General features: G+C 31.1%; 11 protein-coding genes. 8 read left to right on the plus strand and 3 right to left on the minus strand.

Annotation, left to right across the window (positions count from 1 at the left end; all coding sequences use genetic code 11):
• Positions 1-9: 9 nt before the first annotated feature.
• Both N456_RS00305 and N456_RS00310 read right to left on the minus strand, forming a co-directional pair.
• The gene (locus N456_RS00305) at positions 10-3,069 is read right to left on the minus strand and encodes a sensor histidine kinase (RefSeq protein WP_062052687.1); all 3,060 of its coding nucleotides are present in this window, start codon (positions 3,067-3,069) and stop codon (positions 10-12) included.
• 173 nt (positions 3,070-3,242) lie between these two features.
• Complete coding sequence (locus N456_RS00310; protein ID WP_062052689.1) at positions 3,243-3,818, minus strand: hypothetical protein; 576 nt, start codon at positions 3,816-3,818, stop codon at positions 3,243-3,245.
• Between the two features lie 715 nt (positions 3,819-4,533).
• Here N456_RS00310 and N456_RS00315 point away from each other — a divergent pair.
• The 4 genes from N456_RS00315 (at position 4,534) to N456_RS00330 (ending at position 8,892) form a co-directional block, all read left to right on the plus strand.
• Positions 4,534-5,373 carry an N-acetylmuramidase domain-containing protein gene (locus N456_RS00315; protein ID WP_062052692.1) on the plus strand — a complete coding sequence of 280 codons (840 nt, stop codon included), beginning with the start codon at positions 4,534-4,536 and terminating at the stop codon, positions 5,371-5,373.
• Between the two features lie 115 nt (positions 5,374-5,488).
• Positions 5,489-5,962 carry an RNA methyltransferase gene (locus N456_RS00320; RefSeq protein WP_062052694.1) on the plus strand — a complete coding sequence of 158 codons (474 nt, stop codon included), beginning with the start codon at positions 5,489-5,491 and terminating at the stop codon, positions 5,960-5,962.
• A gap of 123 nt (positions 5,963-6,085) precedes the next feature.
• Positions 6,086-7,405, plus strand: coding sequence for a DUF8202 domain-containing protein (locus N456_RS00325; RefSeq protein ID WP_148639123.1), 1,320 nt, complete (start codon positions 6,086-6,088; stop codon positions 7,403-7,405).
• A 122-nt stretch (positions 7,406-7,527) separates the two neighbouring features.
• Positions 7,528-8,892, plus strand: coding sequence for an alanine/glycine:cation symporter family protein (locus N456_RS00330; RefSeq protein ID WP_062052698.1), 1,365 nt, complete (start codon positions 7,528-7,530; stop codon positions 8,890-8,892).
• Between the two features lie 22 nt (positions 8,893-8,914).
• Here the strand turns inward: N456_RS00330 and N456_RS00335 are convergent, their stop codons facing one another.
• Entirely contained in the window at positions 8,915-10,918 is a 2,004-nt protein-coding gene (locus N456_RS00335; protein WP_240315457.1) for an OmpA family protein, read from the minus strand.
• Positions 10,919-11,149: 231 nt separating this feature from the next.
• Here N456_RS00335 and era point away from each other — a divergent pair, with 231 nt between their 5' ends.
• The 4 genes from era to N456_RS00355 all read left to right on the plus strand — a co-directional run bounded on the left by era (position 11,150) and on the right by N456_RS00355 (position 16,232).
• Positions 11,150-12,037, plus strand: a complete 888-nt coding sequence (gene era / locus N456_RS00340) for a GTPase Era (RefSeq protein ID WP_062052700.1) — start codon at positions 11,150-11,152, stop codon at positions 12,035-12,037.
• Positions 12,038-12,187: 150 nt separating this feature from the next.
• Positions 12,188-13,717 carry a choice-of-anchor I family protein gene (locus N456_RS00345; protein ID WP_062052702.1) on the plus strand — a complete coding sequence of 510 codons (1,530 nt, stop codon included), beginning with the start codon at positions 12,188-12,190 and terminating at the stop codon, positions 13,715-13,717.
• Between the two features lie 239 nt (positions 13,718-13,956).
• A complete protein-coding gene (gene der, locus N456_RS00350; RefSeq protein ID WP_062052704.1) occupies positions 13,957-15,264 on the plus strand; it encodes a ribosome biogenesis GTPase Der in 1,308 nt (435 codons plus the stop codon).
• Positions 15,265-15,401: 137 nt separating this feature from the next.
• Positions 15,402-16,232 (plus strand): hypothetical protein, encoded by an 831-nt coding sequence (locus N456_RS00355; protein WP_062052706.1) that lies wholly within the window; start codon positions 15,402-15,404, stop codon positions 16,230-16,232.
• Positions 16,233-16,813: the final 581 nt, after the last annotated feature.

The following is a 16,813-nucleotide window of genomic DNA, read 5'->3' on the forward strand; positions in this document are numbered from 1 at the left end:
TAGGGTGTTCTAATAATCGGTTAGTAATGGGATTTTAAATGAAATTTCGGTTCCGGCTATAGAGTTATCGTTTTGGGTAATTTCTTTTATATGTAAAGAATCTTTTCCCGAAATAGATTCAAGTCGTTCTTTGGTGACAGTAATTGCCATTGATTGATGATCTGTTTTTATTTTATTTTTTTGTGATTGAAAAATACCTTGTCCATTATCAATAATAGTACAATGTAAAAAATCTTCAGTGGTATGAAACAATACCTGTAGTTTACCTTCTCTAACTCCTTTTAAAATTCCATGCCTAACAGCGTTTTCTACAAAAGGTTGGATTAACATAGGGGGAATAAGAATTTCTTCAGGATCCAAATCAGAATCTATAGAGATGTCATAAGTAAACGGTCTATTAGCCATTAATTGTTCTATCTCGATATAATGTTTTAAAGTTTGTACCTCTTGGTGTAGTGTGATATGATCTTTTCTAGAGTTATACAATGTTTCTCTTAATAAAACAGCAAATGTATTTATGGTCGTATTCATACGGTTAGGGTCGTTAGTTCCCATTGCTTTGATACCGTTAAGAGCATTAAATATAAAATGAGGATTCATTTGCAAACGTAATGCTTTTTGTTCTAATGAAAGGAGATGGTTTTTTATCTGTAAACGATTGTGTTCTTCTTTATTTTTTTGTTTAACTCTTCTGATATAAGAAAATCCATATCCTCCTACTACTAGTAATATCAGACCTAATACAGCCAATTGAAACCATGTTTTTTCATAAATAGGACTATCAATAAAAAAACGAAAAGTTATGGGATCACTTTCTTCCCATCGATAGTTCCTTGACTGCGCAGAAAACGAATGTGGACCATATGCCAATCCAGCAAGGTTTTGCTTATGATCTGATGACCAAGGACTCCACTCCGAAGTATTTAATTTCCAACGATATTCTATATCATTAGGGTGATCAAGGTCAATAGTTTTATAGCTAAATGATAGTTCTGTTTGGTTAGGAGTAAGTTGTAAAATATTAGTACTATTAGTCCATGTGCTTAACTGAATAGAATCTACACTACGATAAGCAACTTCTACATCCTGAAAATGTAGACTTGGTTTGATTGTAGTTTTGGTAACTTCGGAAGGCTGATATTTGGTTAATCCATATATCGCTCCAAACCATAGATTTCCTTGATGATCCTTGGTTACAGCATTAAGACAGGTTTCAATCCCTAAAAAACCATCATTTCGTCCAAAATGAAAAACATCTACAATGTCATTTGATTGATTTAATTCAATTTTGTCAACTCCTCGTTCACTACCTACCCATAAGTTGTTTTCATCATCAAATATCATTTGATATATATTATCAGAATAGAGTTTCTTTTTGCCTTTTAATTTTTTAAAAGACATATCCTCATCTAGGTTAGACCACCAGATTCCCCTCCCTGCAGTACCTATATATAGTTTGTTTTTATGAAAAAGTAAGGTGCTTATAGCTGTCGTTTGATGCAAAACACTACCTAAATGAGTAACCTTATTTTTTTGGATATATCCGAGATGTCCATTTTGAGTAGCATACCAGATTCGACCAATAGAATCTTTTTTCATATCCCTAATATCTATATCTTTTATTCCATTCTTTTTAGTGAATTTTTTAAGTGATATAATACGTTTCTTTGTTGGATCATAAGAGAATTTAGAAATCCCCATTGAATACGAAGCTACCCAAACTGTAGTATCGACGACTAATATAGACCTCACCCAATTTGATAATAACCCTTTATGAGTAGTAATATGATGATTTTTAAATACAGTTTTAGTGATAGTATCAGTTAGTATAATAGGATCTTTATCTAGTTTTTTAGTACTAAGAGTATCGACAGTGATACTATCGATTTGGTGTAATTCTTTAAAAAGAATCCCTTTTCCATCTGTACCTGCCCAGATATTACCAGAAGTGTCGCTGGCTATTGTTTTAATTTTTACCTCAGATAAAAGTTTTTCCTGAGCAATATGATGAACTCCTAGAGAATCAATCTTTACTAACCCATTTTCAGAATTAGAAGCCCAGACATCATTTTTTGTAGCGTGAACAGCATAGACACGATTACTTTTTAATCCATTATTTTGATCATAATGTAAAAAGTTATTTTGAAAATATTTATAAAACCCACCACCTGAGGTAGCAATCCAAATATTAGATTGACGATCTAAAATACTTTTTTTAGTATATGAGACTGCTAATCCATTTTTTCGGTTGATTTTCTTTTTTAGTGCATATGTTTCAGAATTTAGTATTGTAATTCCATCATTATCAGTGGAAAACCAGAACTCATTGTTGTTATGTATAGCAATACTTGTTACTCTTACAGGTTTTTTAATCCACCGATTACCATACGTTTTTGTATTTGTGTTTAAAACTAAAATCCCATGATTAAAAGAAGCAGCAAAGATTTTATGGTTGTAAAAAATAGCAGCAGTAAAAATATATGGGCTATGCCTTTTAATAATAGTAGCCTCTTTTTTTAAGTTATTTAATTTCCAGAGTCCTTTATTGGTAGCTACCCAAAATAATTTTCCATCAAAAACAATATCATTAATGATACTAGTATTGATTTTGGGATTAATAGATATCTTAATTAGTCCTAATTTTTCACGATATTCATAAATCCCAATAGTGGTAGCTAGATATGTTCTGTTTTTGATAAAGCATATTTTATTGACACGAGGACCTTCAAGATTAATAAATTTGCTTTTTGTTTTAATACTTAATCCATTTTTTGTACCTATAAAAAGACTATCATTTGCAAAAGCAAGAGAATGAATATAATTAGATTGTAACCCATCATTTTTAGTCCATACTTTAAACTCATCTCCATTAAATCTACAAAGTCCACCGCCTTGAGTGCCTAACCATAAATATCCAACCTCATCTTGTATGATATCATAAACCTGTGACTGTGGTAAGCCGTCCTCTAATGTATATGCTCTTAGTTGGTTGTTCTGTGCAGATAGTGTGCTGATAAAACTAGATATCAGAATTAAAACTGCTAAAGGTATTGTATAGGCTGAATTCACAAAAAGGTAATCTCGTTAATAACAAATATAAATAAACTAGTTTTCTTTTTAGAGATCATAAACTTAAATAAAAAAAACCGACACCTCTTAGTAAAGGTGTGTCGGTATAATAAACAAAAGTTTCCCCCCTTTTGTCTACTTAATTAATTTTAGTTAGTTGAATTTATGATGTGTTAATTAATTCCAGTTATAGCAATTGTTGTCTTGGAGTTTTGGAATATATCATTATTCCAAATAAAACGTTGTTTTAAGTTTACATATTTAATAGCTGTAGCGTTTTCATTATAGAATGTTTGTGTTTCTAAGATGTTTCCTTGTATACCATACTCTTGATTAGGAAATATGTATTGAAGATCAGTATCAGAATTTTCGCAATACACATTTTTAAGTTTGGGTAATTTTACAATTGTATGATCTTCTTTAATCATATAATAATATGCTTCTACATGAGCACAGCATGCTAGATACTCTATTTCTAGTTTAACTACTTTAGAAACTCCTTCTAATCCTGGATTTTCTAAGGTAGTTATGAATACATCTTCAAAAAGTTCTGTATCTTCGAGTATAAGGGTAGATATATTATTTTCTTTTTCAGCATGGATTAGATTAAGAACATATGAAGGATATTCTTTTCCTTGATCCATGATTTTTTTAGTTACTAAAAACTCCTGAGTTTTAGTAAAAATATTTTGAGCATTAATCCCTTGAAAACTTTGTAATAGAATAATGATTATGGCAACATTTTTCATAACAATTTATTTTTAGGTTAGATATCTGGTGTGAAAGTAATTGTTTGAATACTTCTTAAAGACAAAGTTTTAGTATTCGTAATGATTTAATTAGAATTCGTTTTACTCGATAATCGAGATTTAAATGCTCCAAGGCTTGCCTCGAAATCAAAGTTGTTTTTCAATCCCTCCCTCATGACTTGCCCCGAGGTAGTTTACTCTAGTTCAATACATGAAATTATAGAAAACTATAGTTGTTTGTTAAAACTTTATAGCAAAGAAATAGAAATAAATGAATTAGAAACTTTGTTGTATAGTTTGTATAAGTATAAACAATGTGCATGTGTTGTTTACTTCTTTCGCATTATTGTTTTGTGATTCCATTTCTTGTATTACTATCATGATTTAATTTTTTGATAACATAGTAGAGAAGCTTTTTTTGTTATATTTATTATTTATAATGATTATCCTGTCGAATCGGTTTAAATATATTATAACTGATTTTTTTAATGACTAATCTTTGATTATAGTAATTATTAAGGTAAATTTTTCTCCCTATAGATTTTCTGATAATTGATGCCAGTTTGTTGTCTTGGTTAATTTTAGGATAATATTCGTTTTTAAAAAAGGTGATTAATCTCATTTTTTTTGAATATCAACCATATTGAAAAAGAAAATTACAAGTTTTATAGACTAGTATAGAAATAGATTTTTTGACTTAAAAAAGAATATAATTATGAAAACAATACGATATCGTTCACATGGGCGAGATGTTTATTTTTTAGAAGAGCTTTTAACAGATTTAGGATATCAGGTGTATATCTCTAATTTTTTTGGAAAAGATACAGATATATCTGTCAGAGATTTTCAAAGTAAACATGATCTGGTGATAGATGGCATTGTAGGTCTTAAAACTTGGTTTAAACTTATCGAGGTCAAAAAAGATCTAATGGCTTATAATGATAAACTTTTATCAGAACAAGATATTATAGATTTTGCAGACCAGTTTGGTTTAGAGTTAGCAATGGTAAAAGCTGTTAATGAGATAGAAAGTAATGGTAAAGGTTTTTTGATAGGAGGCAAACCAAGAATTTTATTTGAAGGGCATATTTTTTGGAGAGAATTAGAGAAACGAGGAATAAAACCATCACAGTATTCTTCAGATAAGACTAAAGATATATTGTATAAAAAATGGACTAGAGTTCATTATAGAGGAGGAGTAGGAGAGTATGATCGTCTGAAAAAAGCAGAAAAGATTTCGGATTCACATGCTTTTCATGAAGCAGCACATTGTGCTGCCTCATGGGGAGCTTTTCAGATTATGGGGTTTCATTATAAGCATTTAGGATATTCCTCTATAGATCATTTTGTTTCAGAAATGTATGAGCATGAAAGAGAGCACCTTAAAGCATTTGGCAAATTTATAGCTAATACTTCTTTTAGAAGTAAGAGATTAGTAGATTGGATCAAAGAAAAAAATTGGGCTCGATTTGCAGAAGGATATAATGGTCCAGGTTATAAGAAGAATAAATATGATATTAAATTGAAGAAAGCTTATGATAAGTATAGCGCGTAAATAATAATTAATATTGCTTACGAGAATTGATGATTTAGAGACTTAACTAAGTCATCAGTTTTTTTAGAATGATTTTGATTCGAAACAGTTTTCTGAGTTTTTATATTTTTGTTTAATGATAGATAATTTTGAAAATGAATTTTTTGGAATCGGGATTCAAAATGGTAAAACACCTGAAAATCTAGGAGTCTTATGGCGTTCTGCGCAAAATATGGGAGCTAGTTTTATTTTTACGATAGGTAATCGATATGCAAAACAAGCAAGTGATACACATAATGCAGTGAAAGCAATGCCTTATTTTCATTATGATACATTTGATGATTTTTATAAACATTTACCTAAAGGAGCAATGTTGATAGGGGTAGAATTGACCGATATAGCACAACCTTTAGAAACATTTAATCACCCAAAGAGATGTGTATATTTATTAGGAGCAGAAGATCATGGCTTATCAAAAAAAGCTATTGAAAAATCACAATTTATAATTAAGTTTACATCAGAACGAAGTATTAATGTTGCTGTAGCGGGCAGTATTATTATGTATGATAGAGGAATTAACAAGCCGAGATTTATACGGTCAATAGAATAATTTTGGGATAAATTGTTTTGTGTTAGTATATTAGTTTCTTTAAAAAAAAGGAAGCTTTATGCTAAACTTAAGTTATAGTATTTATATTTACTGATTAGAGGGGTAATTAAAAAAATAAGGAGTATGATAAAACAATTTCTGATATTCAGTTTATTAGTTATGGTTACTTTTTTTGGAGTTGCACAAACTGGTCCAGGAGGCGTAGGAAGTTCTGATGGAACATCACCCCTGAGAGTCTGGTTAAAATCAGATGATTTAGATGCCGATGGAGATCAGACTGATAATCCTGCAAATGGAATATCAGTATCTACATGGTCTGATCATAGTGGATATGCTAATAATTATGCCCAAGTTGGTGCTAATCGACCAACATATACTACTACAGGAACTTTTAATGCAGTCAATTTCGACTCTAGTTTAGCCACTCCACAATTTATGAATGGTACTATTTCTGGTTCTTATACTAATGCGAGTGCTTATTTTGTAATAAATCCGGTAAATATAGGAAATTCACACTCTTTGTTTGATAATGGAACTAGTTCATTACGATTAGAACAATGGTTTAATACTGGTAGAGTTGGGTATACTCATTATGGAGTTGCAGATTATGTTACATCAATAACCTCTCCTTTTGGTACTAATTCTATAGTGTCTTATCATAAAGCTGGAGGATCTTCAGATCTTAATGTAAGAGTAAATGCGACATCTCAAGTTTTGAATATAGGTTCTACAACTATAGGTATTCCTTACGATAGAATTGGTAAAAACTCTACAGGAGCTGATGAAGCGAGTGGAGATTTTTTAGAAGTATTACTTTATGATACGATGCTCAATTCAGCACAAACTATTATTGTAGATAACTATTTAAGTGCAAAATATGGTAGTATTTCAATTCCTGTTGATATTTATAACGAAGATGATGTAGCAGCAGGAAATTATGATCATGATGTGGCAGGTATAGGAAGGATTGATGCGAGTAATCTTCATAATGATGCCCAAGGAACGGGAGTTGTAAGAATCCTAAACCCAACAGGATTAGATAATAATGAGTTTTTACTATGGGGGCATGATAATGGAAGCCTAGTTGCTAATAATATAATAGATATCCCTACTGGTATAAGATCTAGGTTAGATCGAGTATGGAGAGTTAGCGAAGTAAATACTTCAGGTACAGCAGTAGATGTAGGAGGAGTTGATATTAGGTTTGACCTTACGGGATTATCAGGGTTTATAGCGTCTGATTTAAGACTTCTGGTAGATACCAATAATAATGGAAGTTTTAATGATGAGACCCCTATCTCTGACGCGACTCCGCTTGGAGGAAATGTTTACGGTTTCAATGGAGTAACTACACTATCTAATAATGTTAGATTTACATTAGCATTAGGTATAAATACTGTTATTACCAATAGAAATATTACTTATAGAGTTAATAAAAACTAAAAATATTACGATCTCTTAACGATTACTACGATAGAGAATAGATATAGTTATATAAAAAAGATTTTTTTTAATAATAACGAAGGAGTTAGTAAATATAATTTTTGTTACTATCTTTAATAACTATGTTTGAAGCCTTAGAGAATTATGTCGCTGTTTTCAGTTCGTGGGTTTGGGATTGGCCTTTATTAGTACTTCTTATAGGTGGAGGTATATTCTTTTTAATATACTCAAGATTTATTCCCTTTTTTTATTTTAAGCACGCTATAGAAATACTTAGTGGTAAGTATGACAGTACACATGATTCTGGTCAGCTCAGTCATTTTCAAGCATTATCATCTGCTATTGCGGCAACAGTAGGGATGGGAAATATTAGTGGAGTAGCAGTGGCAATTGTTATGGGAGGACCTGGAGCTATCTTTTGGATGTGGATTAGTGCATTGATCGGTATGGCAACTAAGTTTTATACATGTTCGCTAGCGGTGATGTATAGATCAGAAAATGAACAAGGTACATTGCATAGCGGTCCGATGTATGTAATCACTAAAGGATTGGGAGCCCGATGGAAACCACTGGCAGTAGTATTTGCTATAGCAGGATTGATTGGAACCCTTCCAGCATTTACAGCCAATCAATTAACACAAACCATAGTAGACGTTTTAGATTGGAGTATCAATGATAAATGGTATATCGGTATTACTTTAGCTAGTATTACATCATTAGTTATTCTAGGAGGAATTAAAAGAATAGGTGTTGTAGCAAGTAGATTGGTTCCTTTTATGGTGGTATTATATTTTATAACAGTTATTACTATTCTGATCTTACAAATAGAAGAGGTTCCAGAGATGTTTTTGTTAATCTTTTCAGATGCATTCTCAGGAAAAGCAGCGGCAGGAGGGCTTTTAGGATTTTTAATCAAAGAAGGGATAAAAAGAGCAGCATTTTCTAATGAAGCAGGTGTAGGAACAGCTCCAATGATGCATGGAAAAGCTAAGACTAATGAACCAATTAGAGAAGGATTAGTAGCCATGATTGGTCCTGCAATAGATACCCTGTTAATCTGTACATTAACTGCTTTGGCAATACTTTCTACAGGAGTCTGGAAGAATACAACATGCACAGGGATATCATTAACCCTAGAGGCATTTAATACAGTTCTTCCCTACGGTATAGGTGATGTTGTAGTCATAATTATGGTTTTAATATTTGGGTTTTCCACACTATTTTCTTATTCATATTATGGAACACTATGTTTAGGTTTTTTAACCAAGCCTAAATATGGAAAATATTATAATTACATATATATAGTATCAATAATAATTGCAGCAGTGGTTAAAATAGAATTTGCAATAAATCTTATTGACAGTGCCTTTGCAATAATGGCAATTCCTACTGTAATTTCTGGATTACTATTAGCACCTAAGGTAAATGCCAGAGCAAAAATTTATTTTAAAAACATAAAAAATTCAAAAACCTACAAAAATATATAAACTGATAAAACGATGATCATTTTTACTCCCATATAATAAACTCACTTCTTCTATTTTCCTGATGTTCTTCTTCTGTACAAGGATTCTCATCAGTACAGTTATTAATCAATTGTCTCTCTCCATATGCTTTACCTTTTGTACGCCTCCAATGAATCCCTCCTTTTTCTATAATATATTTAACAGTAGCCCTCATTCTTTTAACGCTTAACTTTTTATTATACCAATGACTAGATCTACTATCGGTGTGTGAACGAACTTCAATTTTTAACTCAGGATATTTGTTCATTGCCGAAATTATTTTTTGCAGTTCAACCTCTGATTCTGGACGTATTGAAGCATCGTCAAGATCAAAATATATAGGATCGAGCTGTAGAATTTTAGAAAGATCATCCCCAAGGTTTATTTCTACTTTAGTTATTAATAATGTATTAGGAGAGAGTGGAATGTTTATTTGGTGAGTAAACTCAAAAACAGTATTTTTTTCTACAGGTATATCTTTAGAAATAAACTGGTCTAATCTTGCTCTTACAAAATATTCTTTATCACAATCTATTTTAAAACGATATTGTCCTTTACTATCAGAAACTATTTGACTGATGATATTTTGGTTTTCATCTAATAAAACAACATTAGCATCAGAGAATGTTTCATTTGATGTCTCATTAATAATAATACCTTCTATATATTGATTACAAGAAGTAATAAGTTCTTTGGTCTGTTTAAATCCATAGATATCGTCATTACCTTTGCCACCGGATCTATTACTAGAGAAATATCCTGTTTTAGTTTTTTCATTAAGAATAAAAGAAAAATCATCTTTAGAACTATTTATAGGTTTCCCTAGATTAAATATGTCAGAAAAACCGAACTCATCAGGTACTGCAATAAAAACATCTAAACCTCCTAAGCCAACATGTCCATCACTGGCAAAATAAAGCATTCCGTTATCACTAATAAAAGGAAAAGTCTCTCTACCTTCTGTATTAATTTTATTTCCTAGATTTTTAGGCGTTCCATAGGTGTCATTACCTAATATATCAACTACAAATAGATCTGATTTTCCCAAACTTCCAGGCATATCACTGGCAAAATAGAGTTTTTTGCCATCAGCGCTTAATGAAGGGTGAGATACCGAATATGTATTACTAGAGAAAGGAAGCTCTATAATATTTGTCCATATTTTATCTTGGAGTGTAGCTTTATATAGTTTTAATAGAACCACTCCCTTACCATCAGTTTTTAGTTTATTATTGGTATAGTTATTTCTAGAGAAATACATTGTTTTTCCATCTTTACTAAAACAGGTAGAGGACTCATGAAATTTTGTGTTAATTTTACCTTTTACTTTCATAGGTTCTTCTAATGTAATCTGATCCTCTCCTATTTCTGAAGAAAAGATATCCAAAAAAGGCATTTTATTCCACTCATGAACTTCTACGTCATTAGACTTTTTAGATCTAGATGATGCAAAAACAATTTGATTTAGGTGAGTAAAACTAGGAGCATGTTCAGATTTTTTTGAATTTATATCTAATGTATATAAATCAAATCTCCCAGATTGTAGTTCAATAAAACTTAGATAATCTCTTTTTTCGATGAAGGATTTTGCACGTTTATCATCCCCTGTTACCAAATAGAATTGACTCATAACTCTATCAGCATCGTCGTACCGCTCTACACTTTTTAAACTCTGAGCATATTTAAACAAATACTCAGGATTTAACCCATTAGGATACGTTTGGATTAGTTTTTCATACCACTCTACAGAATGCTCAATATCTCCTGTGTAATAGAAAGAGTCTGCTAGTTTAGAATAAAGATTTGCAGAAGAATATCCTTTTGATACTACATCCAGATAGATTGCTCTGGCATCTATATAAGCAAATGCTTTAAAATTTTTATCTGCTTTTGATAGCCGTTTGTTATAATTTTGTGCATGAAGACTATATGATGATAGAATACAGATTAGTAATAGTGAGGTATTGTTTACAGCCAATCTTTTCAAAGAGGTTAAGTGATTTTTCAAATGATCCCGGTTTTAAGAGTTATTAAAACTTGTTTTCACGGGGTTTTTGAAAACTTACTTGACACTAATTTAAGAAAAAATAATAATTTTTAAAATTAATTTTTAACATTTAGATTAAAAACGATAACCTTATTTAATTAGGATAAAGTAACCTTGTAATTGTTACAATAATTTTATGATCTATAGTTTTCTTTTTGAATATTCATCTACCTTTGTATCAAAATCAATTTTATGGTTCACAAAGCTGGGTTTGTAAATATTATCGGTAATCCTAATGTAGGAAAATCTACATTAATGAATGCTTTTATAGGCGAGAAATTATCTATTATTACTTCTAAGGCACAAACAACAAGACATCGTATTTTAGGAATTGTTAACGGAGATGATTTTCAGGCTATTTTATCAGATACTCCGGGGATTATAAAGCCAGCATACGAGCTTCAGGAATCAATGATGGGATTTGTAAAATCTGCTTTTGAAGATGCAGATGTATTAATTTACATGGTAGAAATCGGAGAAAAAGAGTTGAAAGACGAAGATTTTTTTAATAAAATCACGAATGCTAAAATCCCTATTCTATTACTTATCAATAAAATCGATAAGTCTAATCAGGAGCAATTAGAAGAGCAAGTTCAGTTTTGGAGTCAAAAAGTGCCAAATGCCGAAATGTATCCTATATCAGCTTTAGAAAACTTTAATGTTAGAGAAGTTTTTGATAGAATAGTCGAATTATTGCCAGAATCCCCACCATTTTATCCGAAAGATCAATTGACCGATAAACCAGAACGGTTTTTTGTAAATGAAGCAATTCGAGAGAAAATATTAGTACATTATAAAAAAGAGATACCATATTCTGTTGAAGTAGAGACAGAAGAATTTATCGAAGATGAAGATATTATAAGAATTCGTTCTATAATTATGGTAGAACGCGATTCTCAAAAAGGAATTATTATAGGGCATAAAGGATCAGCATTAAAAAGAGTTGGTACCGAGGCGCGTAAAGAATTAGAGAAGTTCTTTGGTAAAAAAATACATATAGAGTTGTATGTAAAAATCAATAAAAATTGGCGTAGTAATGAGCGCCAATTAAAGCGATTTGGATACAATAATAAAGGTTGATAACTCTATGAATTAACTTTTTCTTTTTGGTTTATAAAAATCTATATACAGTATTAAAAATATTTGATGATTATAATATATCCTTAACATAACGTTAAGGATATATTTGTTATTAACATTTGAGGTTTAATCACATAAATAACATCAATAATGAAAATTTTTAACAAAACTACCCTTTTTTCGGCAGTACTACTAAGTGTTTTTAGTGCATGCAACCTTGATGATTACCAAGGAGGTGGAGGTAACGATAAATTAACTTTTAAAAAAATAGGAGGGTTTACTAATGGAACAGGGGATGAAGGGTATGCAGAAATTTCTGCTTTTGACTCTAAAACAAACAAACTTTTTGTTATAAACCCGAAAGAATCAGAACTTTCAGTCTGGGATATTTCTAACCCTAGTGCACCAACCCAAGGAGTAGACATAGCACTAACAGGTAATCCTAATAGTGTTGCAGTACATAAAGGAATCGTGGCTGTTGCTTTAGAAAACTCATCAAATAAGCAAGCTAATGGAACGATTGTAACATATAATTCGGATTCGCAGGCAGTACTAAATACTTACGAAGCAGGTGCATTACCAGATATGGTAACTTTTAGTCCTAACGGAAAATATATTATAGTGGCTAATGAAGGAGAACCTAATGACTTATATACTAATGATCCAGAAGGTTCCATAACGATAATAGAAGTAGCTACGGGGCAGGTTTCTAATCTGAGTTTTACGGCTTTTAATGGTCAAACGATAGGGAATGACTTTAGAGTTTTTGGTCCAGGAGCTTCTTTGGCACAAGATGTAGAACCAGAATATATTGCAGTTTCTCATGATTCAAAAAAAGCCTATGTTACGTTACAAGAAAATAACGGAATAGCAATTGTCGATTTACAATCTAAAGCTATTACAGATATTATTGGATTAGGAGTAAAGAACTATGCATTATCAACTAATCAAATAGATGCTAGTGATAAAGATGATATAGTAGGTAATTTTAAGAACTGGCCTGTTTTTGGGTTTTATCAGCCAGATGCGATAACTTATGCAAAAATAAAAGGAGAAAGATACTTAATCACAGCTAATGAAGGAGATGCTAGAGATTATAAAGGTTTTTCTGAAGAAGATAGAGTAAAAGATCTTACGTTAGATCCTACTTCTTTTCCTGATGCAGCAACATTACAATTAAATGAGAATTTAGGAAGGCTAAAAACAACTACAGTTAATGGTGATATCGATGGGGATGGGGATTACGATGTAATATATGCTTATGGAGCAAGATCGTTTACAATATGGACTACCTCAGGAGCAGTTATTTACGACAGTGGAGATCAAATAGGAAAAACAATTTTTGACCTAGCCCCAGATGCATTTAATTCTAGTGAAGGTGGTAAAGCAGATAAGAGATCTGATGATAAAGGAGCAGAACCAGAAGCTGTAGAAACTATAAAAATAGGTAATAAAACATTATTGTTTGTAGGATTAGAAAGAACAGGTGGAGTAATGATTTATGATATTTCTAATCCATCGAGTCCACAGTTTTTAGAATGGATAAGAGATGAAGTAGATATTGCTCCAGAAGGTTTAATTACGATTAAAGCGACTGATAGCCCTACAGGAAATGATTTAATTATTATAACTAATGAAGTGTCTAATACAGTGGCAATCTATGAAATAAAGGAAAATTAAAAAAGATCCATAAAAACTTTGTTGTTTTACAGTAACCAACTTAGCTATAATACATGCTATATTTGGAGTAAGTAATTATTTCACTGACTGACTATCAATTATGAAAAGCTCCATCGACCTGAAACACGGTCTTTGGGCTTTTTGTTTTTTTATTTCTATAGTTAGTAATCAAATCAAAATATGTATAGTATTGCTAAAATAAAAAGTCTAATTTTGCACAAAATTTAGAATAAAGATAAATGAGTGGTATAGTGGCAATTGTTGGGAGACCTAATGTAGGAAAATCAACGTTCTTTAATCGATTAATTCAAAGAAGAGAGGCTATCGTAGATGCTGTTAGTGGGGTAACCCGTGATCGACATTATGGGAAGAGTGATTGGAATGGAGTAGAATTTTCGTTGATTGATACAGGAGGGTATGTTGTAGGAAGTGATGATATTTTTGAAACAGAAATAGATAAACAAGTAGAATTAGCTATAGATGAGGCAGATGCTATTATTTTTATTGTTGATGTAGAATCAGGAATAACAGGAATGGATCAGGATGTTGCTAATTTACTTCGTAAAGTCGAAAAACCTGTGTTTTTAGTTGTAAACAAAGTGGATAATGGAAGTAGAGCGACAAATGCAGTAGAATTTTATAATCTAGGACTAGGAGAATACTATACTATTGCAAGTATCAATGGAAGTGGTACAGGTGAACTTTTGGATGATTTAGTAAAAGTATTACCAGAAAAAGAAGAAGAAAAGGATGATGAACTCCCTCGATTTGCAGTAGTAGGAAGACCTAATGCAGGAAAATCATCTTTTATAAATGCTTTAATAGGCGAAGATCGATATATTGTTACTGATATCGCAGGAACTACTAGAGATGCTATTGATACCAAATATAATCGTTTTGGTTTTGAATTTAATTTAGTAGACACGGCAGGAATACGACGTAAATCTAAGGTAAAGGAAGATTTAGAGTTTTATTCTGTAATGCGTTCAGTTAGGGCTATAGAACACAGTGATGTGTGTCTAATTGTTTTGGATGCTACCAGAGGTTTTGATGGACAGGTACAAAATATCTTTTGGCTAGCTGAGCGTAATCGCAAAGGCGTAGTAATTTTAGTGAATAAATGGGATCTTGTAGAAAATAAAGAAAGTAATACTCTTAAGGATTTTGAGAAATATATTCGAAAAGAAATAGAACCTTTTACAGATGTTCCTGTTGTATTCATATCTGCATTAACAAAGCAAAGGATATTTAAGGCTATGGAAACAGCAGTCGAAGTATATAAAAATCGATCCAAAAAAATCAAAACCAGTGAGCTTAACGATATTTTATTACCTATCATAGAACGTAATCCACCGCCAGCGTATAAAGGAAAATATGTAAAAATAAAATATATAACGCAGTTGCCAACACCGCAACCACAATTTGCGTTCTTCTGTAATTTACCACAATATATAAGAGATCCATATAAACGATTCCTAGAAAATCAGCTTCGTAGAGAATTTAATTTTAATGGAGTGCCTGTGTCAGTTTATTTAAGGAAAAAATAGTTTTGAATTAGTTTTTTTTAGATAGAAGTTAATAGCTATTTTTATTTTTTGCTTGAATCAAAAATGATTTGATTCATTTTATGGTAGCTAGATACACGATTAGTATGTGTTAAAGAAAAGAGAGAAACAAATATCATATGGAGCTTAAATTTATTTATCCTCGCTGGGGTAGTGCAGATATCGAATTACCATTGTTTTTAGATAAAGTAAAAAGAAAAGGTTATCAAGGAGTTGAAATTGACTTGCCTCTTCTGAGTAGAGAAAAGAAAGAAGTTATATCCATGTTTGATGATTTTGGATTAGATGTTGTCGGTCAGCATTGGGAAACCAAAGAAGCTGATTTTAAAAAGCATAAAGAAAAATATAAGAAGCACCTCTACAATTTAGCAGCATCAGAACCTCTACTTATTAATTCTCATACAGGAATGGATTTCTTTTCCTTTAGTGAAAATGCCGAATTAATTGAACTAGCTTTTTTAATCGAAGAAGAAACGGGTATTAGTATCACACATGAAACACATCGTTCAAGGTTTTCGTATGCGGCACACACTTGTTTTCGTTTTTTAAAAGAATTTCCTTTATTAAAATTAACTTCGGATTTTTCGCATTGGTGTTGCGTAGCAGAAACATTACTAGAGAATCAAAAAGAAGCTACAGATTTAGCAATACAACATACCTACCATATCCATGCAAGAGTAGGATCTGCACAAAGTCCACAAGTTATAGATCCAAGAAATAACATATATTTACCTGAACTAACTCAGTTTAAAAAATGGTGGTTAGCGATGCTTAAAAACGCAAAAGATGAAAACCGCTCTTTCATAACCATTACTCCTGAGTATGGTCCGTTTCCTTATACACTTTTACATCCAGAAACAAATGAACCTCTAACAGAACAATGGGAAATTAACCAATTTATAAAGAGAGCGTTAATCAAAGATTGGGCTATGTTGTCCGACAATGAATAAAGATGTTTACTAGCCATTTGTTTAGTATTCGAAATTTGAATTTTGTGATAAAACAAGTGACAATAATTTGCGAAGCGATAACTAAAGTAAGCTATATATCAAATAGTAAATTGTGTTAAACCCTAATTATGTAATACAAATTCAAGTTAAGGTATTAGAAGTTTTTTGTTTTTTTTTGATTCAAATAATTTTTCGATTTTAGCTAATCGACTAGATAAAGACTTTAGTTCTTTATTTTCTTTTTTTGAGACTTTTAATTTCTTTGTGTTGTTGGATTATATATATTTTTGACATTCCATAATGTGCTACTGAATTACCTGATACGCCAAAAGAATCATGTGTACTAAATCTAATTTTAATTTCTTGAGCAGTATTTATAAATGTAATTTTAAATACGGGAACTAATAGTATTATTTTTTTAGTTCTAATTTTACGTTCTAATTTGTTATATAAGTAAGTATTTTAGATTGCAAAATTGTTAATCTAGATTTTTAGAGTAATGGTTTATAACACCAAATATGCAGTTACTATTTACAAGATATATTTAATAAACCTAAGATTGATCTGTCATAATTATAAAC

The sequence above is a fragment of the Aquimarina longa SW024 genome (assembly GCF_001401755.1).
GTDB lineage: Bacteria > Bacteroidota > Bacteroidia > Flavobacteriales > Flavobacteriaceae > Aquimarina > Aquimarina longa.

Bases quoted from the DNA above. Each gene is read 5' to 3' on its own strand.
- N456_RS00330 (WP_062052698.1), top strand. From the start codon at position 7,528: ATGTTTGAAGCCTTAGAGAATTATGTCGCTGTTTTCAGTTCGTGGGTT.
- N456_RS00345 (WP_062052702.1), top strand. From the start codon at position 12,188: ATGAAAATTTTTAACAAAACTACCCTTTTTTCGGCAGTACTACTAAGT.
- N456_RS00325 (WP_148639123.1), top strand. From the start codon at position 6,086: ATGATAAAACAATTTCTGATATTCAGTTTATTAGTTATGGTTACTTTT.
- N456_RS00315 (WP_062052692.1), top strand. From the start codon at position 4,534: ATGAAAACAATACGATATCGTTCACATGGGCGAGATGTTTATTTTTTA.
- der (WP_062052704.1), top strand. From the start codon at position 13,957: ATGAGTGGTATAGTGGCAATTGTTGGGAGACCTAATGTAGGAAAATCA.
- N456_RS00355 (WP_062052706.1), top strand. From the start codon at position 15,402: ATGGAGCTTAAATTTATTTATCCTCGCTGGGGTAGTGCAGATATCGAA.
- N456_RS00310 (WP_062052689.1), bottom strand. From the start codon at position 3,818: ATGAAAAATGTTGCCATAATCATTATTCTATTACAAAGTTTTCAAGGG.
- era (WP_062052700.1), top strand. From the start codon at position 11,150: ATGGTTCACAAAGCTGGGTTTGTAAATATTATCGGTAATCCTAATGTA.
- N456_RS00320 (WP_062052694.1), top strand. From the start codon at position 5,489: ATGATAGATAATTTTGAAAATGAATTTTTTGGAATCGGGATTCAAAAT.